This is a genomic window from Pseudomonas sp. GXZC, from assembly GCF_026967615.1.
GTDB lineage: Bacteria > Pseudomonadota > Gammaproteobacteria > Pseudomonadales > Pseudomonadaceae > Aquipseudomonas > Aquipseudomonas azotoformans_A.
The window spans coordinates 1,863,381-1,888,429 of sequence record NZ_CP114115.1; the positions used below are offsets into that span (position 1 = coordinate 1,863,381).

Here is a 25,049-nt window from a genome sequence, read left to right on the forward strand (position 1 = left end):
AATGTCCAGATCCTACAGGGACGAGTCCAGCGAAAACGGAATGCGCAATGCGCCAATCGGTCCTTCCCGCACACCGCACATTTCATCGTGCACGCAGTGCTGAACCAGTACACAAGGGAAAGGTGGAACCCGTCGCAACAGACTGCGCAAATGCGTGGTGGAGCCGATGCGCAGCGGCTTGGCGTCATCGCCCTGCAGTGTCATCTCAGCGTTATCCAGCCTGACACGCGCGATGTAGAAGCCACCTTCCAGCGAAAGTAACTCCAGCTCGCGAACTTCACCGTTCATGGCCAACTCAGTCAGCCTTTGCAGGTTCATGTTTTCCCCTCACAGCAGGTCATTCATTGGCGACGAAAGAACAGCGTGACTTGGCCCCATTCGACGCCGAACTTGGTCATGCTGGAGCGGTTGATCAAGGTGTCCTCGTCCATCAGATACATCCAGTCATCAAAGCTCACCTCGTAGACCGAACCGTCCACCGGCAGGTTGAGCCTGTAGCGCCAACGCAGCGCGTTACCTGCCACTTCGCCGATTGCCTCGCCGACCACATCCCCCGCTCGGCCCTTCCAGCGGCCTGGGCCATCGGGTGTCAGCGTCCACACACGTTGTTGACGCGTGCCATCGCTGTACAGAAAACGCTCGTCGAGAATCAAGGCATTGCCCTCGCGCCGGCTGGCGATAGCCACTTCAAAGCGCTTGGTGACCTCACCGGAACGCTTCTGGAAAATGCCCCAGGCCTTGACGGGTTTGCTGAAGAACCGCTCCAGGTCCAGCTGCGGTTGCTGGTCAACGTAGCGCTCGACGCCTACGTTGGCGCAACTGCTCAAACTCAACATCAATACCCATGAAACCAGTAGACGTGTCATGGCTCGCCTCCGTGATTGTGCATCAGCGCGTTCGAAGGATACTTGTACAAGAATATAGATTTGTACAGGTATTCCCGACCGATGAATGATGCGTCAAATCGCGGCCATAAAAAAACCGGTCACACAGGACCGGTTTTTTATGCATCTCCCGTCAAAAACAACTTGACGCGAAACGAGAATTTGAGTGGAGCGGGTAGAGGGAATCGAACCCTCGTCGGAAGCTTGGGAAGCTACTGTTCTACCATTAAACTATACCCGCTCAGAGCGGCTGACTTTGTACCAGAAGTTCGCGGGGATTTGAAGTTTTTCTTCAAAAATGTGTGGGTTACGTGCTTGTGGGAGCAGGCAAGCCAGCTCCCCCACAAGCGTTCAAATCGCAAAGGCATGCTGCGCCTGACCCTGGTGATAGCGCAACCGGCTGACCTGCCGCTGCGGTTTCAAGAAGCCCACCACCGCCTCCCGGCTGTCCCGGCACGCCGCCTTGTGCTCCATGTCCAGGAAATGCCCCGTCGCTTGAATCGTACTGAAGCTGCTGTTGGCCACATGCTGGCCAAACAGCTTGGCATCCTGGGCGCTGGTGTATTCGTCCCATTCACCGTTGAGGAACAACACCGGAATGTCGATCTGTTTGGCTGCCTTGAGGTAGCACAGGCGGTCGCTGTTCAGTACATGGCTGATGTGAAAGTGCATCTGCCCATACTCATGCTCGGCCAGGCTGCTCACGTGCTTGTAGTTGAAGCGCTTGAACAGTGACGGCAGGTGTTTGCCGATGGTGCTGTTGACGAGGTGGCCGACGCGGTCGCGGTCGAGGTTGCCGAGGTAGTCGACGCCGCGTTCGAGGTAGTCGCGCATTGGGGCGTTGATCACCGGGGAGAACGAACTGATCACTGCCTTTTCCACGCGGCGAGGGCGATGGGCGAGGGCGACCAGGGTGGCGGCGCCGCCCCAGGAAAATGACAGTACGTGCTCGGCGGCGAAGTGGTCGATAAGTTCCAACAGGATCTGGCCTTCGACTTCCTTCGTCAGCATCTGCTCATGGCGGTTATGGATTTTGGAGCGGCCAGCGTAGGGCTGGTCGTACAAAACCACATTGAATTGCGGGTACAGGCTTTTCACGGTTTGGGCGAAGGATGCCGTGGTGGCCATGGAGCCGTTGACCAGGATGATGGTCTTTGCAGCAGCGTCCGCGCGATAGAACTCCGTGTAAACCCGATACTGACCCTGTATATCCAGCACAGCGATTTCTGGCCTCATGTCGTAAGACTCCTGGCAAGCGGGTAGAGCGCGCAGATCACTCTGCACGAGCTTTGTGACAGGTAGGCATACGCCTGGAAAAGGAGGGCCCATGTCGGTCCGATGACGGCTGGCCGACGGCTGTTGTTATGGCGGGCTGTTTGCCTGAGAGGCCCGTAGATCAAGCGCGGGCGGGGCAAGGTGTTTCTTGGAGGTTATAGGTGACTCGCCAGTCATATTTAAACTGGTGATCCTGATTCAAGCAGCAGCGGTGCGACCCCGCAAGGCGACAGGGCGGTTTTTTGCCATCACCGGCCGAACGGTCGTCAGACCTGTCGGATTTCGTCGTCGGTCAGTGCTCGATACTGGCCCGGCGCGAGGGCCACATCCAGCACCAAAGGGCCCATCCGCTCGCGATGCAGGCCGATCACCTTGTTATCAAAGTGCCCGAACATGCGTTTTACTTGGTGGTAGCGGCCTTCAACGATGCTCAGCCGCGCGGTGGTCGGCCCCAGCAACTCCAACTCGGCGGGTTGGGTGGTGAGGTCTTCGAATGCGAAGTACAGACCCTCGGCAAAGGTACTCGCATACTCAGGGCCGATAGCCTGATCGGTCTCCACGAGATAGACCTTGGGCAGTTTGGTCTGTGGCTGGGTCAGTCGCCGCGACCATTGGCCATCGTTGGTGATCAGCATCAGACCGGTGGTGTTGAAATCCAGACGACCGGCAATGTGCAGCTCATGTTTGTCCGGCTCATCGAGTAAATCCAGCACGGTCCGGTGCTGCGGATCCGACGTGGCGCTCACACAGCCCTGGGGCTTGTTCAGCATGAAGTAGCGCGCCGGTTTGCCGGCTTGCAACACTTCATCGTCAACGCACACACGGCTGAACTCACGAACCTCATGATGAGGATCACTGATGGCAACACCATCCACAGACACACGCCGTTCAACCAGCAACAAGCGAACTTGCTGGCGATTGAAGCGCGGCAGGTTACTGAGGAAACGGTCAACCCGCATTATTTCGGCTCAGCTGCGCGTAACTGCTCATCCACTTGGGCACAACGCGGGCACAGGCAAGCCTTGTTGCGCAGTTCCAAGGGCAGGGCTTCGAGCACTGCTGGGTCGATGTTGACGCTAAAGCACCAGCAGGCTTGGTCGGCTGTGCGCGGGTCGGCCAGGGTGCAGTCGTTGCGCGCGCCGCAGGCGGGGCAGTGAGTGGGGGTGGTCATGGTGGGTTCAGGCAACATCGCGGAAGTCCCCGCACGATACCAGATCGTCGGAAACAGATGTTTCAACCTATGTCCAAAACGCACCAGATTCAATTTTTGATGTCCCATATTTTGTCATCCGGCGAAAGCTGGATGCCGCCCTCCAGCGTCGCTGGAGGTGCTCTTCCGCGGTCCAGGAGGCCGCCATGTATCGACGATTGCTGCTCAGCGCTTTACTCGGTCTGACCCTTTCCGCTTGCGTGCCCTATTACGATGGCGGCCAGAGCTATTACCGTTCAGAGGTCTACACCTCACCAGCGCCGGTGTATTACTACGGCGGCGGCACGGCGTATCAATACCGCCGTGATTACTACCCCGCGCCGCGCTACTACGCGCCACAACCGCGCTACTACTCGGCCCCGCGCTATTACCAGCCCGCCCCGCGTTACTACGGGCCGCGTGCCGGTTACCGGCCTTATCCGAACCAGGGCTGGGGCGGAGACCGGTGGGGGAATGGCGGGCACGGACGCGGTTCCGACCATGGAGGGGGCCGCGGCGGTCACCGTTGACAGGCCTGTATTGCAAGCGGCGCATGAAGCGCCGCTTTTTTATGGGCGTCAGTAATCCGACAAGTCCGCCAGCGGATGGCGGCCTTCCCACGCTTTGTTGAAATGCGCCTGCACCACCGCCTCCGGAATCGTATTGATATCCGGCCAATGCCAATGCGGCGTCTGGTCCTTGTCGATCAGCCGCGCGCGCACCCCTTCGCTGAATTCCGGGTGACGGCAGCAATTGAGACTCATCGTGTATTCCATCTGGAACACCTGCGCCAGGGACAGATGCCGGGCACGCTGGATCTGCTCCCACACCAGATGAGCGGTCAACGGGCAGCCTTCGCTCAGCGTCTTACCGGCGCGGCTGAACAGGGGGTCGGCATGCTCACGCAGTGGGCTCAAGTTGCGCCAGGCACACCGCACATCGCCCACGTCCAGCCATTCGTCGATCTGGGCCCGTCGCGGGAGCCACTGCGCTTCGGGTTGCTGGTCGACAGCTTCCTGGGCCAGCGCCTTGAGCAGGCTGTTGAGCTGCATCGCGGTCTGTTCCTGCCAGTTCAATTGCAGCAAACCATCGAGCAGTTCGTCTTGTTGATCATCGCGCAGAAAGCGGTCGGCCAGGCCCAGGTCCAGAGCGTCGCGGCCATTGATATGCGCGCCGGTAAGGCCTAGGAACAACCCCAGCTTGCCCGGCAGGCGCGACAGGAACCAACTGGCGCCGACGTCCGGGTACAGGCCGATACTGATCTCCGGCATGGCCAACCGGCTACTCGGTGTCACGATGCGCACTGTCGCACTTTGCAACAGGCCCATGCCGCCACCCAGCACGTAGCCGTGGCCCCAGCAAATCACCGGTTTTGGGTAGGTGTGCAGGCGATAGTCGAGACGATACTCCGCCGCAAAAAACTGTGCGGCCAGGTCAGGCACCACACCCGGCTGTTCAAGGCAGGCCAACGCCAGGCTGCGCACTTCTCCGCCGGCGCAAAATGCCTTGGGGCCGTTACCGCGCAGCAGCACACAGACGATGTTCGGGTCTTTGGCCCAAGCATCCAGGCGTTCGCTCAGCGCCAGGATCATCGGCAAGGAGAGCGCATTGAGGGATTTTTCAGCGTCGAGGCTGGCGATGCCGATGCGGGCACCGTCGCTGCCGGTCAGCTCTTCGAAGTGCAGGTTCATCGTGACCTCAATCGATAAGGTGAAGGATGAGTATGATCGCTTCGTAGGAAAGCGCCGTTGGTGTGTCAGATCAATTGACAAGCGGGGGCGGCTTTCCTAGGGTTCGCCTCATTCTTTTTTACAAGACTATTCATCCATGACCGAAGACGACCGTATCAAACTCGAACCCAGCTGGAAACACGCCCTGCGGGATCAGTTCGAGCAGCCGTACATGGCCCAGTTGCGCGAGTTCCTGCGCCAGGAACATGCCGCCGGCAAAGAGATTTACCCGCCCGGCCCACTGATTTTCAACGCGCTCAATTCCACGCCGTTGGATAAGGTCAAAGTCGTGATCCTCGGCCAGGACCCCTACCACGGCCCCGGCCAGGCCCACGGTTTGTGCTTCTCGGTGCAACCGGGCGTGCCGGCGCCACCGTCGCTGGTCAATATCTATAAAGAACTCAAGCGCGACCTGAACATCGACATCCCCAACCATGGCTACCTGCAAAGCTGGGCCGACCAAGGCGTGCTGATGCTCAACACCACCATGACCGTCGAGCGCGCCAACGCCAACGCCCATGCGGGCAAGGGCTGGCAGTTCTTTACCGATCGGATTATCGAAGTGGTCAGCGAGCATCAGCCGCATCTGGTGTTTCTGTTGTGGGGTGCCCATGCCCAGGGCAAACAGAAACTGATCGACGCGACCAAGCACCTGGTGCTGACGTCAGTGCACCCGTCGCCATTGTCGGCGTATCGCGGGTTCCTGGGGTGCGGGCATTTCAGCCGGACCAACAAGTTTCTTGAGCAGAATGGCGAGACGCCGATCGAGTGGCGGTTGCCGCCACTCTGATACGGTTTACGGTTGGGGCTGGCGGTTCCAATGCCTGAACAACGGCTCCGCCAGAAACAGCACAAACAACAGTCGCATCACCTGCATCGCCGTCACCAACGGCACCGACAGTTGCAGGGTCTCCGCCGTCAGACTCATCTCGGCAATCCCGCCGGGCATCATGCCCAGGGTCAGCGAGCGCAGGTCCAGATGGGTCAACGCGCTCAACCCAACCGCCGCCAAGGTTGCCAGCGCCATGGTCAAGGCCGTGCCAATCAAGGTTCGGCCCATGAACGAGGGCGCCCGGCGAAAGAACTGTCGGTTGAAATGGCAGCCCAAACCGCTGCCGATCAACCATTGGCCAATCTGGCTGCCGCCGTCTGGCAGACCGATATGCAAGTCCCACACGACGCTGGCCGTCGCACTCACCAGCAGCGGCCCGAACAACCACGGGTTCGGCTGACGCAACCGCTGCCAGCCCCAGGCCACCAGCGCGCCTATCGGAAACAGCACCAACAGCCAAGGCCAACTCACCGGCGCCGGATGAAACTGCGGCGCGCCGCCTTCCAGCAAATACTTGAAGATTGCCGGTACACACAACACCACCACCAGCACCCGCAGACTCTGCCCCGCCGCGACACGGCTAAGCACCGCGCCATTGCGTGCGCCGAGGTTGACCATCTCACCGGAACCGCCCGGCATGCTCGAGAAAAACGCGGTGGCGCGGTCTTCACCGCTGCGGCGCATCAGCCACACACCGACCACGCTGGACAGGCTGGTGACCAGCGCACCGAAGAAGATCAGCCCGAAGTGGCTCATCACCTGTTCGATCACCACCGGAGTGAAGTGCAGGCCGATCCCAATCCCCACCACCCATTGGCCGCATTTGCGCCCGCCGGGAATTTCCGCCAATTGCCACGGCGTGAGGCAACGCACCAGGATGATCGCCAGCAATGAGCCGACCATGTACGGCAAAGGCCAGCCGACGAGGCTGGCCAGGTAACCGCCGGCCAGGCCGACCAGCGGTGTTCCCCACCAATGTTTAAAGGTGACCTCAGACATCGGCCACGGCACGACGCTGCAGGGCACGTTTGCGGTAGATGCGGATCAACGGGAAGGCCAGCATCAGCGCCGTCAGTACCCACACACCAAAGGTGATCGGGCTCGACCAGAGAATCTGCAGGTCACCGTTGGAGATCGACAATGCACGGCGCAGGTTCTGTTCCATCAAGCCGCCGAGGATAAAGCCCAGCAGCACCGGCGACAGCGGGAAATCGAGCTTGCGCAGGATGTAGCCGAAGATGCCGATACCGACCATCAGGAACAGGTCGAAGGTGGTGGCGTGCACCGCGTAAACACCAATCGCCGTGATGATGGCAATCACCGGCACCAGCGCCCAGTTCGGCACGGCCAGGATACGCGTGAAGATGCGGATCATCGGGATGTTGAGGATCACCAGCATGATGTTGGCGATAAACAACGACGCGATCAGGCCCCAGACGATGTCCGGTTGTTGTTGGAACAGCAGCGGGCCAGGGGTGATGTTGTACAGCGACAGGGCGCCGATCATCACCGCCGTGGTGCCCGAACCGGGTACGCCGAGGGTCAGCATCGGCACCAGGGCGCCGCAGGCGGACGCGCCGATGGCGGTTTCCGGAGCGGCGAGGCCGCGCATGTCGCCCTGGCCGAATTTACCGCTGGCACCGGCCAGGCGTTTTTCGGTCATGTAGGCAACGGCTGAGGCCAAGGTCGCACCGGCACCTGGCAAGACGCCCATGATGAAACCCAACAAACCGCAGCGGATGTTGACGACAAAGACCGCGCCCGCTTCCTTGAGGTTGAACATCATGCGACCCGTGGCCTTCACGGCTTCCTGGCCCCGGTGGGTTTTTTCCAGCAGCAACAGGATCTCGCTGATGGAGAACAGGCCCAGCACCAACACCACAAACTGGATGCCGTCGGTGAGGTGGATGTTGTCGCCGGTAAAGCGGTACACGCCGCTGTTCGCGTCGATGCCGACCGCCGACAGGAACAGGCCGATCAGCGCTGCAACAAAGGTCTTCAACGGCTTGTCACCGGCCATGCCGCCGAGACAGACAATCGCGAACACCATCAGTACGAAATATTCCGCCGGCCCGAAGGCAATCGCCCATTTGGCCAGCAACGGCGCAAACAACACCATGCCGCAGGTGGCGATAAACGCGCCGATGAATGAACTCCACGCCGACAACGACAGCGCCACGCCGGCCAGGCCTTTGCGGGCCATCGGGTAGCCGTCGAGGGTGGTCATCACGGTAGAGGCTTCGCCTGGGATATTCAGCAGGATCGAGCTGATACGCCCGCCGTATTCGCAGCCCAGGTACACGGCTGCCAGCAGAATCAAGGCTGATTCCGGCGGCAGGCCCAGGGCGAACGCGATGGGGATCAACAACGCCACGCCGTTGATCGGGCCCAGGCCCGGCAACAGGCCGACCACGGTGCCGATCAGGGTGCCGCACAGTGCGGTCACCAGGTTGTAAGGGGACAGTGCAACGCCGAAGCCCTGGCCCAAATAGCCGAAAGTATCCATATCAGTTCTCCAGAACGTCGAGCAGGCCGAGGGGCAGCGGCACATCCATGGCTTTATCGAACAGCAGGTAAAGACCAATCGCCATCAGGCTGACGATCACCACGCTCGGTAGCCAGCGGCCGCCATACAGGCGCGCCATCGGAATGCCGATCAGCATGCTGCTGAGGATAAAACCCAGGGATTCGAAGGTGCCGGCGAACACGATCAACAAGCCGACACAGATGCCGATCTTGATCAGGGTTTCGCGGTCCAGCGCGGGTTCTTCTTCGGTGTGTTTGGTCGGCTGTGGGCGGAACAGCATGTAGATCAGTGCCAGGCTCATCAGCCCGAGCATCAGCAGCGGGTAGGCGCGAGGTCCTACTGGCTCGTAGGAAAACGACGCCTGATACGGCCAGGCCATCAGGGCCAGGCCGGCACAGGCCAGTAACAGCACTGAGGCGAAAATGCGTTGTAAGAGCATGTGAAACTCCTGGGCCGCGCCCCGGTTGAAAGGGGCGTGACCGTGCGACAGGAAGGGGCGATTACTGGATCAGGCCAAACTCTTTGGCCAGCACTTTGTAGTCAGCCACCTGTTTCTTCACGTAGGTGTCCAGCTCAGGGCCGGTCATGGCAAACGGGAACAGCTCGCGCTGGTCACGCAGCTTGGCGAACTCTTCCGAGGCCAGCAGTTTGTCGAAGGCGTCTTTCCACCAGGCGTAGTCGGCATCGCTGACTTTTGGCCCGAGGTAGAAACCGCGCACCACCGGCCAGACGATGTCGTAGCCTTGCTCTTTGGCGGTCGGAATGTTCTTCATTTCCGGCTCGTCCAGGCGCTGTTCGGAGAACACCGCCAGCAGGCGCATGTCACCGCTGAGGATGTGCGGCATGGAGTCGGAGATATCCGTACTGCCCACTTGGATGTGGCCGCCGAGCAGGGCGGTAGCGATTTCGCCGCCGCCTTCGAGGGCCACGTAACGCAGCTCGCGCGGGTTGATTCCGGCGGCCTTGGCGATCAGCGCGGTTTGCATCCAGTCCTGGCTGCCGACGGTGCCGCCGGAACCGATCACCACGCTGCCCGGATCTTTCTTCAGGGCTTTGACCAAATCGTCCAAGGTCTTGTAGGGCGAATCGGCTTTCACTGCGATGGCACCGTAGCTGGTGCCAACTGCTGCCAGCCAACGCACGGCGCTTTCATCGAAACGACCGAACTTGCCCTGGGCCAGGTTCAGCAGCGAACCGCTGGACCAGGCCACCAGCGTACCGGCATCGGCTGGACGCTGGGCGACCACGGCGTTGTACGCCACCGCGCCCACGCCGCCTGGCATGTAGGTCACGCGCATTGGCTTGCTCAGCAGCTTCTCGTTGACCAGCGCGCTTTGCGCCAGTTTGCAGGTCAGGTCAAAACCGCCGCCAGGCGAGGCCGGGGCGATGCATTCCGGGCGCTTGGGTTCGTCGGCGGCCAGCAGTTGGCCGGCGAACAGCATGCAGCCGGCGGCGAGGGCCAATTTACGCAGTGAAGGGGTCATGGTTATCTCCATCTTTGTTGTTATGAGGGGGTACTACCAAAGGGCGACGCTATAGCTGACCAGCAAGCGCATTTCATCCGCATCACGGGCTGAGTAGTTGGAACGGTAAGTGGCGTTGCGCAGGCGCACGGCCACATCCTTGAATGTGCCGCTTTGCACCACGTACTTGATCTCGCTGTTGCGCTCCCATTCCTTGCCGGTCTCGCCGTTCTTGAGCTTGATGTTGTCACCCGAGAGGTAACGGCTCATGAAGCTCAGGCCGGGGATGCCCAGCTTGGCGAAGTCGAAGTCGTAGCGTGCCTGCCAGGAACGCTCTTCGGCGCCGGCAAAGTCGTTGATCTGCACGAAGTTGACCAGGTACGGGTCGCTGCCATCCACATAGGGGAAGGCGCTGTCGCCGGACATGTGCTGGTAGCCGGCGCTGAGCTTGTGGCCATTGAGGGCGTAGCTGAACAGGCCGTTGAGGGATTTATTGTCGATCTTGCCGCCACGGGCGCTGCCGGTGTCATCACTGATGGCCAGGCGCAGGTCGGTGCCGAAGGTGCCGGGGCCCATTGGGCGTGCGGCGACCAGGCCGAGGAAGTGCTGGCGGTACACGTCGTCGAGTTGGGCGAAGTGGTAGCTGCCGGTGATCTTGTCGGCAAACTTGTAGTCGGCGCCGCCAAAATTGAAGTGCTTGCCGGTGGCGCCGCTGACGAAGCGGCTGTTCTTGTTGTTGAGCGCGATGTCTTCGTAGTTGGTGTCGTCACGGTCCTTGGCCTTGTCCAGGCGGCCACCGGTGAACACCAGGTTCTTGAATTCCTTGGAGGTGATCAGGCCGCCGTTGAAGGTCTGCGGCAGGATGCGGCCGTCGTTGGGCTTGAGGATTGGCAGTTCGGGGATCAGCGAGCCGATTTTAAGCTCGGTGGCCGAGATCTTCACTTTGCCGGTCAGGCCCTGCTTGGAGTACTCGTCGGCGGCGCGGCCATCGTCATGCGTGGGCAGCAGGCCGGTGCCGGTGCGGTCGGGGCTGGAATCGAGTTTGACCCCGAGCATGCCCAGTGCATCCACGCCAAAGCCGACGGTGCCGTCGGTGTAGCCCGATTGCAGGTTGAGCATGAAGCCCTGGGCCCATTCGTCGCGCTTGGATTGCTGCGCGCTGGTGCCGTCGCGGAAGTCGCGGTTGAAGTACATGTTGCGGGTTTCCAGGGTCGCGCTACTGTCTTCGAAGAAGGCAGCCTGGCTGAGCGGCGAAAAGCCGGCAAGGGTAGCAGCACTGGCGAGGGCGGTCTGGGTCAGGCGAGAAAAACGAACAGGCGAGGGGGCCTGGGGCTGTGTCGACAGCATCGTTGTGTACTCCGTTATTGTTCTTATTTTGGCGAAAACGCTTCGAGGCGTTTTTCGGGCGCGGCGCGAAGGCAGCTCGGCGGGCATAGACCACCGTGACTGGATGCTAAAGGGCGAAGCTTTCACTAACCTTTCAGTGGTCTTTCAATGTTTTCGGGCTTCACAGGGCAGGCGGCGCCTGTAAACTGCCCGCCAAAGCGTGGCGCCGACCACCCCTGAACGAGGTAGAAATCCATGCGTGTCCTGCTGGTTGAAGACCATCTGCAACTTGCCGAAAGTGTCGCGCAAGCGCTCAAGAGCACGGGTCTGACCGTCGATGTGCTGCACGATGGCGTAGCGGCGGACCTGGCCCTGAGCAGCGAGGAATACGCGGCGGCGATCCTCGATGTGGGGCTGCCGCGCATGGACGGTTTCGAGGTGCTTGCACGTCTGCGCGCCCGTGGGAAAAATCTGCCCGTGCTGATGCTGACGGCGCGCAGTGATGTGAAAGACCGTGTGCACGGTTTGAACCTGGGGGCCGACGACTACCTTGCCAAACCTTTCGAACTCACCGAGTTGGAAGCGCGGGTCAAGGCATTGTTGCGGCGCAGTGTATTGGGCGGCGAGCGCCAACAGGCCTGCGGCGTGTTGGTCTATGACCTCGACACGCGGCGCTTTACCGTGGGCGGCGAGCTGATGACGCTCACCTCCCGCGAGCAAGCGGTGCTGGAGGCGCTGATTGCCCGGCCGGGCCGGGTGATGAGCAAGGAGCAACTGGCTTCCCAGGTGTTCGGCCTGGACGAAGAAGCCAGCCCCGATGCCATCGAAATCTACGTGCATCGCCTGCGCAAGAAACTCGACGGCCAGCCCATTGCCATCGTGACCTTCCGCGGCCTCGGCTACCTGCTGGAAGCCCGCGATGCATAAGCCCAGCAGCCTGCGCTGGCGCCTGCTGTGGAACTTGGCGCTGTTGTTGGTGCTGTTGATGCTCGCCAGTGGCATGAGCGCTTATTGGAATGGTCGCGAAGCTGCTGACACCGCCTACGACCGCACGCTGTTGGCCTCAGCGCGCACCATCGCCGCGGGTTTGACCCAGGTGGATGGCACCTTGAGTGCGAATGTGCCCTATGTCGCGTTGGACACTTTTGCCTACGACAGCGCCGGGCGCATTTATTACCAGGTCAACGACATCGACCAGAAGCTGATCTCGGGCTACGAACACCTGCCCGGTCCACCGCCCGGCACGCCGCGTACCGATGACTATCCGGCGTTGGCACGCTTCTATGACGCGGTGTACCAGGGGCAGCCGGTGCGGGTGGTCAGCCTGCTCAAGGCGGTTTCCGAGCCAAACATGAACGGCATGGCAGAAATCCGCGTCGCTGAAACCGACGAGGCGCGTGTGAGCATGGCCCGCAGTTTGATGGCGGACACCTTGCTGCGTTTGGGGATGCTCGCTGTCGGCGCATTGCTGCTCGTGTGGTTTGCCGTCAGTGCGGCATTGCGCCCGCTGGAGCGCCTGCGCACGGCGGTGGAAGAGCGTCAGCCTGACGACTTGCGGCCATTGCCCTTGGTGGAAGTACAGCATGAGTTCGGCCCGCTGGTGCGCTCGCTCAATCACTTTACCGAACGCCTGCGCGGCCAGTTCGAGCGGCAAGCGCAGTTTATTGCCGATGCGGCCCATGAGCTGCGTACGCCGCTCGCGGCGCTCAAGGCCCGGTTAGAACTAGGCTTGCGTGCCGAGGATCCGGCTACCTGGCGCAGTACCCTGGAAACCGCAGCCCAGGGCACCGACCGTCTGACGCATCTGGCTAATCAATTGTTGTCCCTGGCACGCATTGAAAATGGCGCCCGCGCGATTGCCGAAGGTGGCGCGCAGTTGCTCGACCTCAGCCAGTTGGCCCGAGAACTGGGCATGGCCATGGCGCCGTTGGCCCACGCACGCGGCGTGGCGCTGGCGTTAGAGGCCGACGAGCCGGTGTGGCTGCGCGGTGAGCCGACCTTGTTGAATGAGCTGTTGAGCAACCTGGTGGACAACGCCCTGGCCCACACGCCGCCGGGCGGCAATGTGATTCTGCGGGTGACGGCGCCGGCGGTACTGGAAGTGGAAGACGATGGCCCAGGCATCCCGCTGGATGAGCGGGACCGCGTATTTGAACGCTTCTACCGTCGCAGCCAGCAGGGCATGGGGTCAGGCCTGGGGTTGGCGATTGTCGGTGAGATTTGCCGGGCGCACCTGGCGCAGATCAGCCTGCACGATGGCGAACTGGCCGGGTTGAAAGTGCGGGTGAGTTTTATCGCGGGCTGATCAATAGAACATCGAGCGGGCTTCATCCAACTCGGCGCGCAAGGCGTCGCTGTACGGGTCGAACCGCAGTTTCTTGATCGCAGGCAAGGTCGAGACCGCTACGCTGGCCAACGGGTGATCGGTGCCGCGATGGCAATACAACACAGCCACCTGCACCAGGTCGACGTAGTCGAGGCTGGCCGAATCGCGCTCCAGGTTGAGGTATTGGCCGGGCAGTTTGGCAAGCATTTCCGGGAAGTCCCAGCCACTCAGCAGCTTGTCACCGAGCAACGGGTGGATGCTCTCGATCACGTGATTGAGGCTGACCGGGTCCGCGAGCAACTCGTAATGGTCTTCGGCGTACGTCAGGATCGGCAGCACGCCGATCTGGTGCACCAGGCCGCCGAGAGCCGCCTGGTCTGGCTTGAGCTGGCTGTGGCTGCGGCACAGGGCGTAACTGACGCCCGCCACTTCCAGGCTGCGGCGCCACACATCGCGCATCTTTTGTTCGACCACGTCGGAGCGGGCGTGGAATATCTGCTCCATCACCAGGCCAATCGCCAGGTTGCTGCTGTAGTTGGTGCCCAGTCGGGTGATGGCGGTGTGCAGGTCGGTGACTTCCTGGGTGGCGCGCAACAATGGGCTGTTGACCACTTTGATCAGGCGCGCCGACAGCGCGGTATCGCGACCGATCACTTTGCTCAAGTGGCTGATGCTGATTTCCGGGTCTTCAGCGGCCTGACGAATATTCAGGGCCACTTCCGGCAATGTCGGCAGAACCAGGTCATCGTTGTCGATGGCCGTCACTAAAGCCTGTTGGACTTTTTCCGCCAGCTTGTTCATTCATGCTCTCTAGGGTGTTGCAAAAAGGTACGGCGATCAGCGCTGGATCTCTCGATCCCGGTCGAGCGTGTAAGGCAGGTCAAGCAGTTGCAAACCGGGGCCTTCCAGGGTGCCTACGTGCACATCGCCACTATCGGCAGCTTCGGCTTGCAACACGGCCAGAAGTTCAATGGTCTGGCCGGCTTTTGCGGCAAGCACCACTTCGCCGATTGCGCTGTTGTGGCTGGGGGAAAACAGCGGAGTGCCTGGCTCGGGCATTTCAGGCGCATCGAGGCTCAAGCGGTACAGGCGACGCTTGAGTTTGCCCAGGTACTGCATGCGCGCGACAATTTCCTGGCCGGTGTAGCAGCCTTTCTTGAAGCTCACGCCACCCACGGCCTGCAGGTTGAGCATCTGCGGGATGAACAGCTCGCGGGTTTGCGGCATGACTTGGCCGATGCCTGCACGGATTTGCCCCAGCAGCCACTCATTCAGATCGGTTTGATCGAGGGTTGCAGCCAATTGATTGCGTACGACGTCGCCTTGCTCGGCAGCCACCCAGAGTTCAGCGCGACCTGGGGAGACGCGGATGGCGATCAACGCATCCTTGCGCACAACACTGTCGGTCTCGGTCGACAGCTCAAGGCCGAGGCTGGCCAGGGCCGGGTCCGCATTCACCAGGCCGAAGCGCACCCAGGCGGCGCTTTCGTCGGTGAGCTTGGACTTGGAGAATACGGCGTACTTCTTCAGGTCGGCCAGCTGCGGTTCCAGCAGCTCGGTGGCCATGGCCAGCAACACGCCGTCACCTTGCAGCAGGATGCGGAAGCTCGACTGCATGCGCCCTTTTTGCGTGCAGCGCGCGCCGAGGCTGGCCTGGGTATCGCTCAGGTAATTGAGGTTGCAGGTCAGTTGGCCCTGAAGGAATTTGGCAGCGTCGGCGCCGCGGACGGCGAGAACGCCTTCGTGGGACAGGGAGCAGAAGAAAGCAGAGTCAGCCATGGGTCATCGCAGGTCAAAAAGTCATGGGTGCATCATAGAGGGGCGCCCGGCAAATGGATAGTTTCCGTATGGGGCGACCAAAGCCGACTGTTCCGGTGCCGTCGGGCCTGTATACTTGCCGCCTATTTGAGGAGCGCTCCATGGTCGAAGATGTAGAAATCAATCGTCTCTACTGGCACAGCCGTCGTGGCATGCTGGAGTTGGATGTGTTGCTGGTGCCTTTCACCAAAGAGGTCTATGCAACGCTCAATCAGGTGGATCGCGACCTCTACGTCAGGCTGCTGACTTGTGAAGACCAGGACATGTTCGGCTGGTTCATGGAGCGCGCCGAATCTGAAGACCCAGAGCTGCAGCGCATGGTTCGGATGATCCTGGACCGTGTCCAGCCCAAGTAATACATTCGAATGCCGCTGGCAGGCCTCACGGCTGTTGCTGGCGGCGTATCTCCTCGCCCAGTTGTTTGCACTGGGTGCGCTTTTGTGTCTCGCTCTGCCCTATTCAAGCCTTGGCCTGCTGCTGTGCCTGGCGCACGCCGCTTGGGTTTTGCCGCGCTCTGTCCTGTTGACTCACCGTTCGTCGATTCGTGGCCTGCGTCGCGACGCCGATGGCTGGCAGTTGCTCAGTGCGCAGCGGGGCTGGCACAGCGTGCAGTTGCGACCGGACAGCCTCGCATTGCCGTTGATCGTCGTGCTGCGCTACCGGGTGCCGGGCGAATGGCGGATACGCTCGGTGTGTGTGCCCAGGGATTCGCAGATCGCCGATGTGCATCGGCGCCTGCGGGTTCGTCTGAAGTTCAGCCGCCGTAGGTGGTTGGCACCAGGATAGTGTCGCGGGCCTCGGGCAGCATTTGCGGGTAGTCGAGAGTGTAATGCAGGCCGCGGCTTTCCTTGCGTTCCATGGCCGAGCGAATCATCAGTTCCGCCACCTGGGCCAGGTTGCGCAACTCGATCAAGTCGCGGCTGACCTTGTAGTTACTGTAGAACTCGTCGATTTCATCCAGCAGCAACCGCACCCGATGCTGTGCGCGTTGCAGGCGTTTGTTGGTGCGCACGATCCCCACGTAGTCCCACATGAAACGGCGCAGCTCGTCCCAGTTGTGGGCGATGATCACGTCTTCGTCCGAGTCGGTGACTTGGCTGGCGTCCCAACGGGGCAGGGCGGCCGGCACCGGAATGCGCGGTAGCTGTTCAAGGATGTCTGCCGCCGCCGAGCGTGCATAGACGAAACATTCCAGCAGCGAGTTGCTGGCCATGCGGTTGGCGCCGTGCAGGCCGGTAAAGCTGGTTTCGCCAATTGCATACAGGCCTGGGACGTCGGTGCGACCGTGCTGGTCGACCATCACGCCGCCGCAGGTGTAGTGCGCGGCAGGCACTACGGGGATCGGGCCTTGGGTGATGTCGATGTTGAAGGCCAGGCAACGCTCGTAGACCGTAGGGAAGTGAGTCTTGATGAAGGCTTCGGGCTTGTGGCTAATGTCCAGGTAGACGCAGTCGATGCCCAGGCGCTTCATTTCGTGGTCGATGGCGCGGGCGACGATATCGCGCGGGGCCAGCTCGGCGCGCGGGTCGAAGCGCTGCATGAAGCGCTCGCCGTTGGGCAGTTTCAAGTGTGCGCCTTCACCGCGCAGGGCTTCGGTAATCAGGAAACTCTTGGCTTGCGGGTGATACAGGCAAGTGGGGTGGAACTGGTTGAATTCCAGGTTGGCCACGCGGCAGCCCGAGCGCCAGGCCATGGCGATGCCATCACCACACGCGCCATCGGGGTTGCTGGTATAGAGGTAGACCTTGGCTGCGCCGCCGGACGCAAGGATGGTGAAGCGCGCGCCGTAGGTGTCGACTTCGCCGCTGGCGCGGTTGAGCACGTAGGCGCCGAGGCAGCGCTCGCCGTCCAGGCCCAGGCGTTTTTCGGTGATCAGGTCGACGGCGACGCGTTGTTCCAGTAATTCGATATTGGGGCGCTGGCGAGCTTGTTCGAGCAGTGTCTTGAAAATGGCGGCGCCAGTGGCGTCTGCCGCATGGATGATGCGGCGGTGGCTGTGACCGCCTTCGCGGGTCAGGTGGAACTCAAAACCGCCGTCGTCGCTGCCTGCTTGTTCGTCGCGGGTAAAAGGGACGCCTTGATCGATCAGCCATTGGATGGCTTCACGGCTGTGCTCGACGGTGAAGCGCACCGCGTCTTCATTGCATAGGCCACCGCCCGCATTGAGGGTGTCCTCGACGTGGGATTGCACCGTATCGGTGTCATCCAGCACGGCGGCGACACCGCCCTGGGCCCAGAATGTCGAGCCGTTGGCCAGGTCGCCCTTGCTCAGTACCGCAATGCGCAGGTGGCTGGGGAGGGTCAGCGCAAGGCTCAAACCGGCCGCGCCGCTGCCGATCACCAGGACATCGTGTTGAAACTGTTGGCTCATTTGAGGGATTCCGCAAAAAGCGATCCGAAGAGGTGGCGCAAACAGGACGCCTGGATCGGCGAATCAAAGGGTCACACGGGCTACTAGTATATAGAGGGGTGGAGCGGCACAATAGCCGGGCATTCGTGGCAATGTGAGATTACGGTGCACGGCTAGGGTAAAATCGCCAGGTTATTGAGGTGGGAACTTTTTGCATAAGCCCCGACTCAATAGCAGGTTGCCCGAAAGCTGGGAAAACGTTGAGTTTATTGGCCCGTCGGGAGCATTGGACGCGTCAGAAAACCGGCGACAAGATTATTCGCGCAGTCGGCCATGCCCGTACTGCGTTTTTCGTGTGTGCCAAATCAGTGCGTGCCGGAAACTTGCTTGAAGGGGGAGAACTTTTGCGAAAAGACCGAGTCTATGTTTGCAAGCCTGATCGTTTAGTTATGCAAGCCTCCTTCAAGTACAACGAGGAGTGTTCATGCTAACCCAGGAAGAGGATCAGCAGCTGGTCGAGCGCGTTCAACGCGGCGACAAGCGAGCTTTTGATCTGCTAGTGCTGAAATACCAGCACAAAATTCTCGGGTTGATCGTGCGGTTTGTGCACGACACCCATGAAGCGCAGGACGTTGCACAGGAAGCCTTTATCAAGGCTTACCGTGCACTTGGTAACTTTCGCGGTGATAGTGCGTTTTACACGTGGCTATACCGAATCGCCATCAACACGGCGAAGAACTATCTGGTGTCTCGCGGACGCCGCCCACCGGATAGCGATGTAAGTTCAGAAGATGCGGAATTTTACGATGGTGATCACGGCCTCAAGGATCTCGAGTCGCCGGAGCGTGCATTGCTGCGCGACGAGATCGAAGGCACCGTTCATCGCACAATTCAGCAACTGCCAGAAGATTTGCGTACGGCGTTAACTTTACGTGAATTCGATGGTCTGAGTTACGAAGACATTGCGAGCGTCATGCAGTGTCCGGTGGGGACTGTAAGGTCACGGATTTTCCGGGCCCGGGAAGCCATCGATAAAGCCTTGCAACCGTTGTTGCAGGAAAACTAAAGACAGCGGCGACAGCCAAGAGAGGAACCGCCATGAGTCGTGATGCCCTGCAGGAATCGCTGTCCGCAGTGATGGATAACGAAGCGGATGAACTGGAACTTCGTCGAGTGCTCAACGCATTTGATGATGCCGAAACCCGTGATACCTGGTCTCGTTACCAAGTCGCTCGGGCGGTGATGCACAAGGATCTTCTAATCCCTCGTCTGGATATTGCTGCGGCCGTTTCTGCCGCGCTGGCTGATGAAGCCGTTCCGGCAAAAGCTGCTCGTGGTCCATGGCGTAGCCTGGGTCGCCTGGCAGTGGCTGCTTCGGTGACTGTTGCCGTGTTGGCCGGTGTTCGCCTGTACAACCAGGACGAAATCGCCGGTGCCGAACTGGCCCAGCAGACTCAGCAACCGGTCATGGCCGGTCCGCAAGTCAAAGGCCCAGCGGTACTGGCCGGCTACAAGGAAAGCTCTGACACCACCGGCCCGATGGCCAACGGTGTACTGCAAGGGCAATCCGGCTGGCAGGACCAGCGTCTTCCAGGCTACCTGCGCCAACACGCACAGGAATCGGCTTTGAAGGGCACTGAAAGCGCTCTGCCATACGCTCGCGCAGCAAGCCTGGAAAACCGCTAATCCGTAAGGAGCTCTATGCGAGCCATACCGCTCCTTACGCTTTTGCTCAGTGGTTGGTTTGCACTCCCCGCCCACGCCGATGAAGCCCAAGACTGGCTGACTCGACTTGGGCGTGCAGAGCAGCAGCAAAGCTTTCAAGGCACGTTCGTCTACGAACGTAACGGCAGTTTTTCTACCCATGACATCTGGCACCGTGTCCAGGAGGGTCAGGTCCGTGAGCGGCTTTTGCAGCTTGATGGTTCTGCTCAGGAAGTCGTGCGGCTGGATGGCCGGACCCAATGTGTCAGCGGCACCCTTGTCGCAGGCCTTGGCAACTCGCGTGATGCGCCATCCCGTGCGTTGGATCCGCAAAAACTCAATCAATTCTACGAACTGGCCGTCATTGGCAAATCCCGTGTGGCCGGGCGTAACGCCGTGATCGTCTCGATCACGCCGCGTGACCAGTATCGCTATGGTTTCGAGCTGCACCTGGATCGAGAAACCGCGCTGCCGCTCAAGTCGCTTTTGCTGAATGATCAAGGGCAGTTGCTTGAGCGCTTCCAGTTCACGCGGTTGAACACATCAGTCGTACCGGATGATCGCGATCTGCAACCCAGCACCGAATGCACACCTATATCGGTTGCCAATGAGAAGGCTCCAGAAGTGCAATCTACTGAGGCATGGCATTTGGAGTGGTTGCCACCCGGCTTTCAGCTGACCAATACCAGTGCCCGCAAAGACGTCCAGACCAAGGCAACAGTCGACAGCCTTATGTATGAGGACGGGCTGGCGCGTTTCTCGGTGTTCCTGGAGCCGATCAGTGATGCGAGTGTTACGGAAACCCGCACCCAACTCGGCCCTACGGTGGCTGTATCCCGTCGCCTCAATACGGTGGACGGTGAAATGATGGTGACGGTGGTGGGCGAAATCCCGATCGGCACCGCAGAACGTATCGCGTTGTCGGTGCGCGGTGAAAAAAAACCAGCCGCCCAGCCGTGAGCCGTTAATCCTATGTTCATCCTGACGTTTCACTGTATTTGCATGCCAGGTTGGCTGCCGAGAGCATGAAATGTCTGGATCAGCATTTTCACTTGCAAAAATCTCTTATGTTTTTTATAGGTCAGGGCTTGTCGGCTCTGGCCTTGTTTTGTTCGCGGAACAAAGATGTCGGTCGCAGTTTTCGGCGTTTCTTGAACCCTGTCGCTCAACCCTGCTCGTCGTAACGGGAGCTGTATGTCGATACCACGTTTGAAGTCTTACCTATCCATAGTCGCCACGGTGTTGGTGCTGGGTCAGGCCTTGCCCGCGCAAGCGGCCGAGCTGCCTGACTTTACCCAGTTGGTTGAGCAAGCCTCGCCGGCGGTGGTGAACATCAGTACCACGCAAAAACTGCCGGATCGCAAAGTCTCCAACCAGCAGATGCCGGACCTGGAAGGCCTGCCGCCGATGCTGCGCGAGTTCTTTGAGCGCGGCATGCCGCAACCGCGTGCGCCACGTGGTGGCGGGGGTGGCCAGCGTGAGGCTCAGTCCTTGGGCTCGGGCTTCATTATTTCGCCGGATGGCTACATCCTCACCAACAACCACGTGATCGCCGATGCCGACGAGATTCTCGTGCGCCTGGCTGACCGGAGTGAGTTGAAAGCCAAGCTGGTGGGCACCGATCCACGTTCCGATGTGGCCTTGTTAAAGATCGAAGGCAAGGACCTGCCCGTGCTGAAGCTGGGTAAATCCCAGGACCTGAAGGCTGGGCAGTGGGTCGTCGCCATCGGTTCGCCGTTTGGTTTTGACCACACCGTGACCCAAGGTATCGTCAGCGCCATCGGCCGCAGCTTGCCGAACGAAAACTACGTGCCGTTCATCCAGACCGACGTGCCGATCAACCCGGGTAACTCGGGTGGTCCGCTGTTCAACCTGGCCGGTGAAGTGGTGGGGATCAACTCGCAAATCTACACCCGTTCCGGTGGTTTCATGGGCGTGTCGTTCGCTATCCCGATCGACGTCGCCATGGATGTTTCCAACCAGCTGAAAAGCGGCGGCAAAGTCAGCCGTGGCTGGTTGGGCGTAGTGATCCAGGAAGTGAACAAAGACCTGGCTGAGTCCTTCGGCCTCGACAAGCCGGCCGGTGCGCTGGTCGCGCAGATCCAGGACGACGGCCCGGCTGCCAAAGGTGGCCTGCAAGTGGGTGATGTGATCCTGAGCATGAATGGCCAGCCGATCGTCATGTCGGCCGACCTGCCGCACCTGGTCGGCGCACTCAAGGCGGGCAGCAAGGCTAAGTTGGAAGTGATTCGTGAAGGCAAGCGCCAGACCGTTGAGCTGACAGTGGGTGCCATCCCTGAAGAAGGCGCAACCCTGGATGCCTTGGGTAATGCCAAGCCAGGTGCCGAGCGCAGCAGCAACCGCCTGGGCATTGCGGTGGCCGAGCTGACCGACGAGCAGAAAAAGAGCTTCGACCTCAAGAGCGGCGTGGTGATCAAGGAAGTGCAGGACGGTCCTGCGTCCCTGATCGGCCTGCAGCCGGGTGATGTCATCACCCACCTGAACAACCAGGCCATCGACAGCACCAAGCAATTCACCGACATCGCCAAGGCGTTGCCGAAGAATCGTTCGGTGTCTATGCGCGTGCTGCGTCAGGGGCGTGCAAGCTTCATCACGTTCAAGCTCGCCGAGTAAGTCGTTAGAAACAAAAAAGCCCTGCCCTCGTTTGAAGGCAGGGCTTTTTTGTGGGCGAGAGGTTTAGCTCATCATCCCTTTGACCAGGCGTTCCTGCTCGATCAGCTCGCGCTGACGGGCGTCGATACGTGAAGACAGTGGGAAGTTGTTGCCGGCGCGACGCTTGGCAAAATCCAACTGCTGGATGGCCTGCTGGAAATCACCGACCAGCGCAAAGTATTCAGCACGGGCTTGGTGCAGGCCAATAATGTTGCCGGACAAGCCGCGTGTCTCTGCGACCTGGTACCACACGTCTGGATCATCCGGACGAGACTTGAGCAAGCTATCCAATGCTTTTTCCGCATCGGCGGTGCGGTTCTGCTTGAGCAGAAGATCCACGCGTAGCTGATTCAATGGGTAGTTGCCCGGATATTGAGTCAGCATTCGATCAGTACGTTGCTGGGCATCAGGCAGATGGTTGTTGTCTATCTCAAGTTGGATCAGCGCCAAGTTGTAGGTGATGTCGTTCGGCGCCTTGGCGAGTAACGCTGTCAGATTTTCCCGAGCTTGCTTGAACTGAGAACCCTTGATCTGGGCGATAGCCAGGCCATAACGCGCCACATCGTTCTTCGGGTTCTCGTCCAGCTGCGCCTGGAAGCGCTTGGCGGCGAGGCCTGACGTGTCTTCGTATTGCAGCTGCACCCGTGCGCGAATCAGTTGATAACGCAGGCTGTCTTCCTTACCGCCGGCTTTGGCTTGCTCGGCGCGGTTGCGGGTGTCGGCAATCCGCGATTCGGTGACTGGGTGAGTCAGCAGGAATTCTGGCGGCTTGGCGTCGAAGCGGTATTGGCGCATCAGGCGTTCGAACATGGTCGGCATGGAGCGCGGGTCGTAGCCAGCTTTTTCCAGGTTGAGTATGCCGATACGGTCCGCCTCTTGTTCGTTCTGGCGGGAGAACCGGCGCTGTTCCTGGATCGCCGCCGCCTGGGTGCCGGCAATCGCGGCAATACCCGCGTCGCCCGCGCCGGCTGCTGCGGCAATGATGCCACCCAGCAGGGCCGCCATCATTGGGATTTGCATACGCTGTTGCGCTTCCACGCCACGGGCGAAGTGACGCTGGGACAAGTGCGCCAGTTCGTGGGCCAGTACCGAGGCATATTCCCCTTCGGTCTGGGCGTTGAGGAACAGGCCGCCGTTGACCCCGACAATTCCACCAGGCGCGGCAAAGGCGTTCAATTGCGGGCTGTTGATCAGGATGAACTCCAGGCGTCGGTCGTTGACCTGGCTGGTCTCCACCAGCTTGTAGACGCTGGTTTCGACGTAATCCTTGAGCTGCGGGTCGTTGAGTTGCGAGACCTGGCCCCGAAGGTAGGCCAGCCAGGCGCGGCCCAACTGGTATTCCTGTTGTGGCGAGACAATGGCAGAGCTGGCGTCGCCGAGTGACGGCAGGTCGTCAGCGAAGCCTGGGGAGGCCAGCAGGCAAGCCAGCGTCAACAGGGTAGGGCGCAAAAAAGTCATGCACAAAGCCTTTCGACAAAGAGCTTACTGTAGCCGGACACTGAGCTTCGGACCAGATATTCTAAGCATCCCCGACGCTTGCCTGGAGTAAACCATGACCGACGCTGTAGCCTTTGATGCCGAACTCGATGCCAGCGGCCTCAATTGCCCGTTGCCCTTGCTCAAGGCCAAGTTGGAACTCAATCGTCTGGCCAGTGGTGCGGTGCTCAAGGTGACCGCCACGGACGCGGGCTCCCAGCGCGATTTCCGCACCTTTGCCAAGCTCGCCGGCCACACCCTGCTCCATGAAGAAGACGCCGCCGGTGTGTACCGTTACTGGTTGCGCAAGGCCTGAACCGTTTGCCCCTACCCGCCGAGGTTGATTGATGTTCAAAGTGTTACGAGACTGGATCCAGCGCTACTTCTCCGATGAGGAGGCCGTGGTGCTGGCGGTCCTGCTGTTTCTGGCCTTTACGGCCGTGCTCACCTTGGGCGGCATGCTGGCGCCGGTATTGGCGGGGATGGTGTTGGCGTATCTGATGCAAGGCTTGGTCACCACACTGGAGCGCTTGCGCTTGCCAGGCGGAGCCGCCGTGGGCCTGGTGTTCGCCTTGTTCATGGGGCTGCTGGTGCTGTTTATCGTGGTAGTACTGCCGCTGCTGTGGCATCAGTTGATCACGTTGTTCAACGAGCTGCCGGGCATGCTCGCCAAATGGCAGTCACTGTTGCTGCTGTTGCCGGAGCGCTACCCGCATCTGGTGTCGGACGAACAGGTGTTGCAGGCCATCGAAGCAGCGCGCGGCGAGATCGGAAAATTCGGGCAATGGGCGCTGACCTTTTCCCTGTCCAGCCTGCCGTTGCTGGTCAACATCATGATCTACCTGGTGCTGGTGCCGATCTTGGTGTTCTTCTTCCTCAAGGACCGCGCCATGATCGGCCGTTGGGTACGTGGCTATCTGCCGCGCGAACGTGCGCTGATTACCCGGGTGGCCGAGGAAATGAACCGGCAAATTGCCAACTATATTCGCGGCAAGGTCATCGAGATCATTATCTGCGGCGGCGTGACCTACATCGCCTTTATCGCCCTGGACCTGAACTACGCGGCGTTGCTGGCGTTGTTGGTGGGTATTTCAGTGGTAGTGCCGTACGTCGGCGCCGTGGTGGTGACCGTTCCGGTGGCGCTGATCGCGCTGTTCCAGTGGGGCTGGAGCGACCAGTTCATCTACCTGATGGCGGTGTACGGAATCATCCAGACGTTGGATGGCAACGTGCTGGTGCCGCTGCTGTTCTCGGAGGCGGTCAACCTGCACCCGGTCGCGATCATCTGCGCGGTGCTGTTGTTTGGTGGGCTGTGGGGGTTCTGGGGCGTGTTCTTTGCAATCCCTCTGGCGACGCTGTTCAAGGCGGTGCTGGATGCGTGGCCGAGGCAGGAGCCTGTCGTCGCGCCGCTGTTGTAGCGGTTTAGCCTTCTGTGGTGAGCGGGCAAGCCCGCTCACCACAACAGCCCACTGCGTT

At 60.4% G+C, this 25,049-nt stretch carries 27 protein-coding genes and 1 tRNA gene; 12 read left to right on the forward strand and 16 right to left on the reverse strand.

Annotated features, from left to right (window positions below; genetic code table 11):
* Positions 1-12 precede the first annotated feature (12 nt).
* From OZ428_RS08855 to OZ428_RS08880, 6 genes are all read right to left on the reverse strand, one after another.
* Complete coding sequence (locus tag OZ428_RS08855; protein ID WP_269133144.1) at positions 13-318, reverse strand: DUF6482 family protein; 306 nt, start codon at positions 316-318, stop codon at positions 13-15.
* Positions 319-341: 23 nt separating this feature from the next.
* Positions 342-866 (reverse strand): DUF3833 domain-containing protein, encoded by a 525-nt coding sequence (locus OZ428_RS08860; RefSeq protein WP_269133145.1) that lies wholly within the window; start codon positions 864-866, stop codon positions 342-344.
* A 185-nt stretch (positions 867-1,051) separates the two neighbouring features.
* A tRNA-Gly gene (locus tag OZ428_RS08865) sits at positions 1,052-1,125 on the reverse strand.
* A gap of 110 nt (positions 1,126-1,235) precedes the next feature.
* Positions 1,236-2,120, reverse strand: a complete 885-nt coding sequence (locus OZ428_RS08870; protein ID WP_269133146.1) for an alpha/beta fold hydrolase — start codon at positions 2,118-2,120, stop codon at positions 1,236-1,238.
* A gap of 305 nt (positions 2,121-2,425) precedes the next feature.
* Complete coding sequence (locus OZ428_RS08875; protein WP_269133147.1) at positions 2,426-3,118, reverse strand: 16S rRNA pseudouridine(516) synthase; 693 nt, start codon at positions 3,116-3,118, stop codon at positions 2,426-2,428.
* Complete coding sequence (locus OZ428_RS08880; protein WP_033902839.1) at positions 3,118-3,330, reverse strand: cysteine-rich CWC family protein; 213 nt, start codon at positions 3,328-3,330, stop codon at positions 3,118-3,120. Before OZ428_RS08880 ends, OZ428_RS08875 begins: the two co-directional genes overlap by 1 nt.
* Positions 3,331-3,515: 185 nt before the next feature.
* On the opposite strand from OZ428_RS08880, the gene OZ428_RS08885 reads away from it, so the two are divergent.
* On the forward strand, positions 3,516-3,878 hold the full coding sequence (locus OZ428_RS08885; protein ID WP_028619330.1) for a hypothetical protein: 363 nt from the start codon (positions 3,516-3,518) through the stop codon (positions 3,876-3,878).
* 48 nt (positions 3,879-3,926) lie between these two features.
* Here OZ428_RS08885 and OZ428_RS08890 read toward each other — a convergent pair whose 3' ends face one another.
* Positions 3,927-5,039 carry an enoyl-CoA hydratase/isomerase family protein gene (locus OZ428_RS08890; protein WP_269133148.1) on the reverse strand — a complete coding sequence of 371 codons (1,113 nt, stop codon included), beginning with the start codon at positions 5,037-5,039 and terminating at the stop codon, positions 3,927-3,929.
* A 136-nt stretch (positions 5,040-5,175) separates the two neighbouring features.
* On the opposite strand from OZ428_RS08890, the gene ung reads away from it, so the two are divergent.
* Positions 5,176-5,868, forward strand: a complete 693-nt coding sequence (gene ung / locus OZ428_RS08895; RefSeq protein ID WP_064055046.1) for a uracil-DNA glycosylase — start codon at positions 5,176-5,178, stop codon at positions 5,866-5,868.
* Positions 5,869-5,874: 6 nt separating this feature from the next.
* Here the strand turns inward: ung and OZ428_RS08900 are convergent, their stop codons facing one another.
* The 5 genes from OZ428_RS08900 to OZ428_RS08920 all read right to left on the reverse strand — a co-directional run bounded on the left by OZ428_RS08900 (position 5,875) and on the right by OZ428_RS08920 (position 11,247).
* The gene (locus tag OZ428_RS08900; protein ID WP_133074330.1) at positions 5,875-6,909 is read right to left on the reverse strand and encodes an AbrB family transcriptional regulator; all 1,035 of its coding nucleotides are present in this window, start codon (positions 6,907-6,909) and stop codon (positions 5,875-5,877) included.
* Positions 6,902-8,416: a tripartite tricarboxylate transporter permease gene (locus OZ428_RS08905; protein ID WP_012722750.1), complete on the reverse strand. Its 1,515-nt coding sequence runs from the start codon at positions 8,414-8,416 to the stop codon at positions 6,902-6,904. Before OZ428_RS08905 ends, OZ428_RS08900 begins: the two co-directional genes overlap by 8 nt.
* 1 nt (position 8,417) lies before the next feature.
* Positions 8,418-8,876 carry a tripartite tricarboxylate transporter TctB family protein gene (locus OZ428_RS08910; protein ID WP_133074328.1) on the reverse strand — a complete coding sequence of 153 codons (459 nt, stop codon included), beginning with the start codon at positions 8,874-8,876 and terminating at the stop codon, positions 8,418-8,420.
* Between the two features lie 61 nt (positions 8,877-8,937).
* Positions 8,938-9,921 (reverse strand): Bug family tripartite tricarboxylate transporter substrate binding protein, encoded by a 984-nt coding sequence (locus tag OZ428_RS08915; RefSeq protein ID WP_033902662.1) that lies wholly within the window; start codon positions 9,919-9,921, stop codon positions 8,938-8,940.
* Between the two features lie 33 nt (positions 9,922-9,954).
* Positions 9,955-11,247 carry an OprD family porin gene (locus tag OZ428_RS08920; protein WP_269133149.1) on the reverse strand — a complete coding sequence of 431 codons (1,293 nt, stop codon included), beginning with the start codon at positions 11,245-11,247 and terminating at the stop codon, positions 9,955-9,957.
* A 234-nt stretch (positions 11,248-11,481) separates the two neighbouring features.
* On the opposite strand from OZ428_RS08920, the gene OZ428_RS08925 reads away from it, so the two are divergent.
* Positions 11,482-12,153, forward strand: a complete 672-nt coding sequence (locus OZ428_RS08925; RefSeq protein ID WP_010212220.1) for a response regulator — start codon at positions 11,482-11,484, stop codon at positions 12,151-12,153.
* Positions 12,146-13,531 (forward strand): sensor histidine kinase, encoded by a 1,386-nt coding sequence (locus OZ428_RS08930; RefSeq protein WP_133074325.1) that lies wholly within the window; start codon positions 12,146-12,148, stop codon positions 13,529-13,531. Before OZ428_RS08925 ends, OZ428_RS08930 begins: the two co-directional genes overlap by 8 nt.
* On the opposite strand, the gene OZ428_RS08935 is transcribed toward OZ428_RS08930, so the two are convergent.
* On the reverse strand, positions 13,532-14,353 hold the full coding sequence (locus OZ428_RS08935; RefSeq protein WP_033902659.1) for an HDOD domain-containing protein: 822 nt from the start codon (positions 14,351-14,353) through the stop codon (positions 13,532-13,534). It abuts the gene before it with no gap.
* A gap of 36 nt (positions 14,354-14,389) precedes the next feature.
* Positions 14,390-15,331, reverse strand: a complete 942-nt coding sequence (gene ygfZ / locus OZ428_RS08940) for a CAF17-like 4Fe-4S cluster assembly/insertion protein YgfZ (protein WP_269133150.1) — start codon at positions 15,329-15,331, stop codon at positions 14,390-14,392.
* A 140-nt stretch (positions 15,332-15,471) separates the two neighbouring features.
* Between ygfZ and OZ428_RS08945 the strand changes: the two genes are divergently transcribed.
* Both OZ428_RS08945 and OZ428_RS08950 read left to right on the forward strand, forming a co-directional pair.
* A complete protein-coding gene (locus tag OZ428_RS08945; RefSeq protein ID WP_014717362.1) occupies positions 15,472-15,726 on the forward strand; it encodes an FAD assembly factor SdhE in 255 nt (84 codons plus the stop codon).
* Positions 15,710-16,156 (forward strand): protein YgfX, encoded by a 447-nt coding sequence (locus OZ428_RS08950; RefSeq protein ID WP_269133151.1) that lies wholly within the window; start codon positions 15,710-15,712, stop codon positions 16,154-16,156. Before OZ428_RS08945 ends, OZ428_RS08950 begins: the two co-directional genes overlap by 17 nt.
* Here OZ428_RS08950 and nadB read toward each other — a convergent pair.
* A complete protein-coding gene (gene nadB, locus OZ428_RS08955; RefSeq protein ID WP_269133152.1) occupies positions 16,125-17,741 on the reverse strand; it encodes an L-aspartate oxidase in 1,617 nt (538 codons plus the stop codon). The two genes, OZ428_RS08950 and nadB, sit on opposite strands and share 32 nt — an antisense overlap.
* 463 nt (positions 17,742-18,204) lie before the next feature.
* Here nadB and rpoE point away from each other — a divergent pair, with 463 nt between their 5' ends.
* From rpoE to OZ428_RS08975, 4 genes are all read left to right on the forward strand, one after another.
* On the forward strand, positions 18,205-18,786 hold the full coding sequence (rpoE, locus tag OZ428_RS08960; protein ID WP_003172477.1) for an RNA polymerase sigma factor RpoE: 582 nt from the start codon (positions 18,205-18,207) through the stop codon (positions 18,784-18,786).
* A gap of 32 nt (positions 18,787-18,818) precedes the next feature.
* Positions 18,819-19,406, forward strand: coding sequence for a sigma-E factor negative regulatory protein (locus OZ428_RS08965; RefSeq protein WP_003172479.1), 588 nt, complete (start codon positions 18,819-18,821; stop codon positions 19,404-19,406).
* A gap of 15 nt (positions 19,407-19,421) precedes the next feature.
* A complete protein-coding gene (locus tag OZ428_RS08970; RefSeq protein ID WP_133074322.1) occupies positions 19,422-20,384 on the forward strand; it encodes a MucB/RseB C-terminal domain-containing protein in 963 nt (320 codons plus the stop codon).
* Between the two features lie 234 nt (positions 20,385-20,618).
* Positions 20,619-22,058, forward strand: a complete 1,440-nt coding sequence (locus tag OZ428_RS08975) for a DegQ family serine endoprotease (RefSeq protein ID WP_033902654.1) — start codon at positions 20,619-20,621, stop codon at positions 22,056-22,058.
* A 63-nt stretch (positions 22,059-22,121) separates the two neighbouring features.
* On the opposite strand, the gene OZ428_RS08980 is transcribed toward OZ428_RS08975, so the two are convergent.
* A complete protein-coding gene (locus OZ428_RS08980) occupies positions 22,122-23,555 on the reverse strand; it encodes a M48 family metalloprotease (protein WP_016975171.1) in 1,434 nt (477 codons plus the stop codon).
* A 94-nt stretch (positions 23,556-23,649) separates the two neighbouring features.
* Between OZ428_RS08980 and OZ428_RS08985 the strand changes: the two genes are divergently transcribed.
* Both OZ428_RS08985 and OZ428_RS08990 read left to right on the forward strand, forming a co-directional pair.
* Positions 23,650-23,889 (forward strand): sulfurtransferase TusA family protein, encoded by a 240-nt coding sequence (locus OZ428_RS08985; RefSeq protein ID WP_269133153.1) that lies wholly within the window; start codon positions 23,650-23,652, stop codon positions 23,887-23,889.
* A 31-nt stretch (positions 23,890-23,920) separates the two neighbouring features.
* Positions 23,921-24,991 carry an AI-2E family transporter gene (locus tag OZ428_RS08990; protein WP_033902651.1) on the forward strand — a complete coding sequence of 357 codons (1,071 nt, stop codon included), beginning with the start codon at positions 23,921-23,923 and terminating at the stop codon, positions 24,989-24,991.
* Positions 24,992-25,049: the final 58 nt, after the last annotated feature.

Excerpts from the sequence above, each read along its gene's own strand:
- OZ428_RS08910 (WP_133074328.1), bottom strand. The coding sequence starts at position 8,876 with ATGCTCTTACAACGCATTTTCGCCTCAGTGCTGTTACTGGCCTGTGCC.
- OZ428_RS08925 (WP_010212220.1), top strand. The coding sequence starts at position 11,482 with ATGCGTGTCCTGCTGGTTGAAGACCATCTGCAACTTGCCGAAAGTGTC.
- OZ428_RS08885 (WP_028619330.1), top strand. The coding sequence starts at position 3,516 with ATGTATCGACGATTGCTGCTCAGCGCTTTACTCGGTCTGACCCTTTCC.
- OZ428_RS08875 (WP_269133147.1), bottom strand. The coding sequence starts at position 3,118 with ATGCGGGTTGACCGTTTCCTCAGTAACCTGCCGCGCTTCAATCGCCAG.
- OZ428_RS08855 (WP_269133144.1), bottom strand. The coding sequence starts at position 318 with ATGAACCTGCAAAGGCTGACTGAGTTGGCCATGAACGGTGAAGTTCGC.
- OZ428_RS08905 (WP_012722750.1), bottom strand. The coding sequence starts at position 8,416 with ATGGATACTTTCGGCTATTTGGGCCAGGGCTTCGGCGTTGCACTGTCC.
- OZ428_RS08965 (WP_003172479.1), top strand. The coding sequence starts at position 18,819 with ATGAGTCGTGATGCCCTGCAGGAATCGCTGTCCGCAGTGATGGATAAC.
- OZ428_RS08985 (WP_269133153.1), top strand. The coding sequence starts at position 23,650 with ATGACCGACGCTGTAGCCTTTGATGCCGAACTCGATGCCAGCGGCCTC.
- OZ428_RS08890 (WP_269133148.1), bottom strand. The coding sequence starts at position 5,039 with ATGAACCTGCACTTCGAAGAGCTGACCGGCAGCGACGGTGCCCGCATC.
- OZ428_RS08970 (WP_133074322.1), top strand. The coding sequence starts at position 19,422 with ATGCGAGCCATACCGCTCCTTACGCTTTTGCTCAGTGGTTGGTTTGCA.
- nadB (WP_269133152.1), bottom strand. The coding sequence starts at position 17,741 with ATGAGCCAACAGTTTCAACACGATGTCCTGGTGATCGGCAGCGGCGCG.
- ung (WP_064055046.1), top strand. The coding sequence starts at position 5,176 with ATGACCGAAGACGACCGTATCAAACTCGAACCCAGCTGGAAACACGCC.
- OZ428_RS08945 (WP_014717362.1), top strand. The coding sequence starts at position 15,472 with ATGGTCGAAGATGTAGAAATCAATCGTCTCTACTGGCACAGCCGTCGT.
- OZ428_RS08980 (WP_016975171.1), bottom strand. The coding sequence starts at position 23,555 with ATGACTTTTTTGCGCCCTACCCTGTTGACGCTGGCTTGCCTGCTGGCC.
- OZ428_RS08975 (WP_033902654.1), top strand. The coding sequence starts at position 20,619 with ATGTCGATACCACGTTTGAAGTCTTACCTATCCATAGTCGCCACGGTG.
- OZ428_RS08935 (WP_033902659.1), bottom strand. The coding sequence starts at position 14,353 with ATGAACAAGCTGGCGGAAAAAGTCCAACAGGCTTTAGTGACGGCCATC.
- OZ428_RS08990 (WP_033902651.1), top strand. The coding sequence starts at position 23,921 with ATGTTCAAAGTGTTACGAGACTGGATCCAGCGCTACTTCTCCGATGAG.
- OZ428_RS08870 (WP_269133146.1), bottom strand. The coding sequence starts at position 2,120 with ATGAGGCCAGAAATCGCTGTGCTGGATATACAGGGTCAGTATCGGGTT.
- OZ428_RS08860 (WP_269133145.1), bottom strand. The coding sequence starts at position 866 with ATGACACGTCTACTGGTTTCATGGGTATTGATGTTGAGTTTGAGCAGT.
- OZ428_RS08900 (WP_133074330.1), bottom strand. The coding sequence starts at position 6,909 with ATGTCTGAGGTCACCTTTAAACATTGGTGGGGAACACCGCTGGTCGGC.
- OZ428_RS08880 (WP_033902839.1), bottom strand. The coding sequence starts at position 3,330 with ATGACCACCCCCACTCACTGCCCCGCCTGCGGCGCGCGCAACGACTGC.
- OZ428_RS08920 (WP_269133149.1), bottom strand. The coding sequence starts at position 11,247 with ATGCTGTCGACACAGCCCCAGGCCCCCTCGCCTGTTCGTTTTTCTCGC.
- rpoE (WP_003172477.1), top strand. The coding sequence starts at position 18,205 with ATGCTAACCCAGGAAGAGGATCAGCAGCTGGTCGAGCGCGTTCAACGC.
- ygfZ (WP_269133150.1), bottom strand. The coding sequence starts at position 15,331 with ATGGCTGACTCTGCTTTCTTCTGCTCCCTGTCCCACGAAGGCGTTCTC.
- OZ428_RS08915 (WP_033902662.1), bottom strand. The coding sequence starts at position 9,921 with ATGACCCCTTCACTGCGTAAATTGGCCCTCGCCGCCGGCTGCATGCTG.
- OZ428_RS08930 (WP_133074325.1), top strand. The coding sequence starts at position 12,146 with ATGCATAAGCCCAGCAGCCTGCGCTGGCGCCTGCTGTGGAACTTGGCG.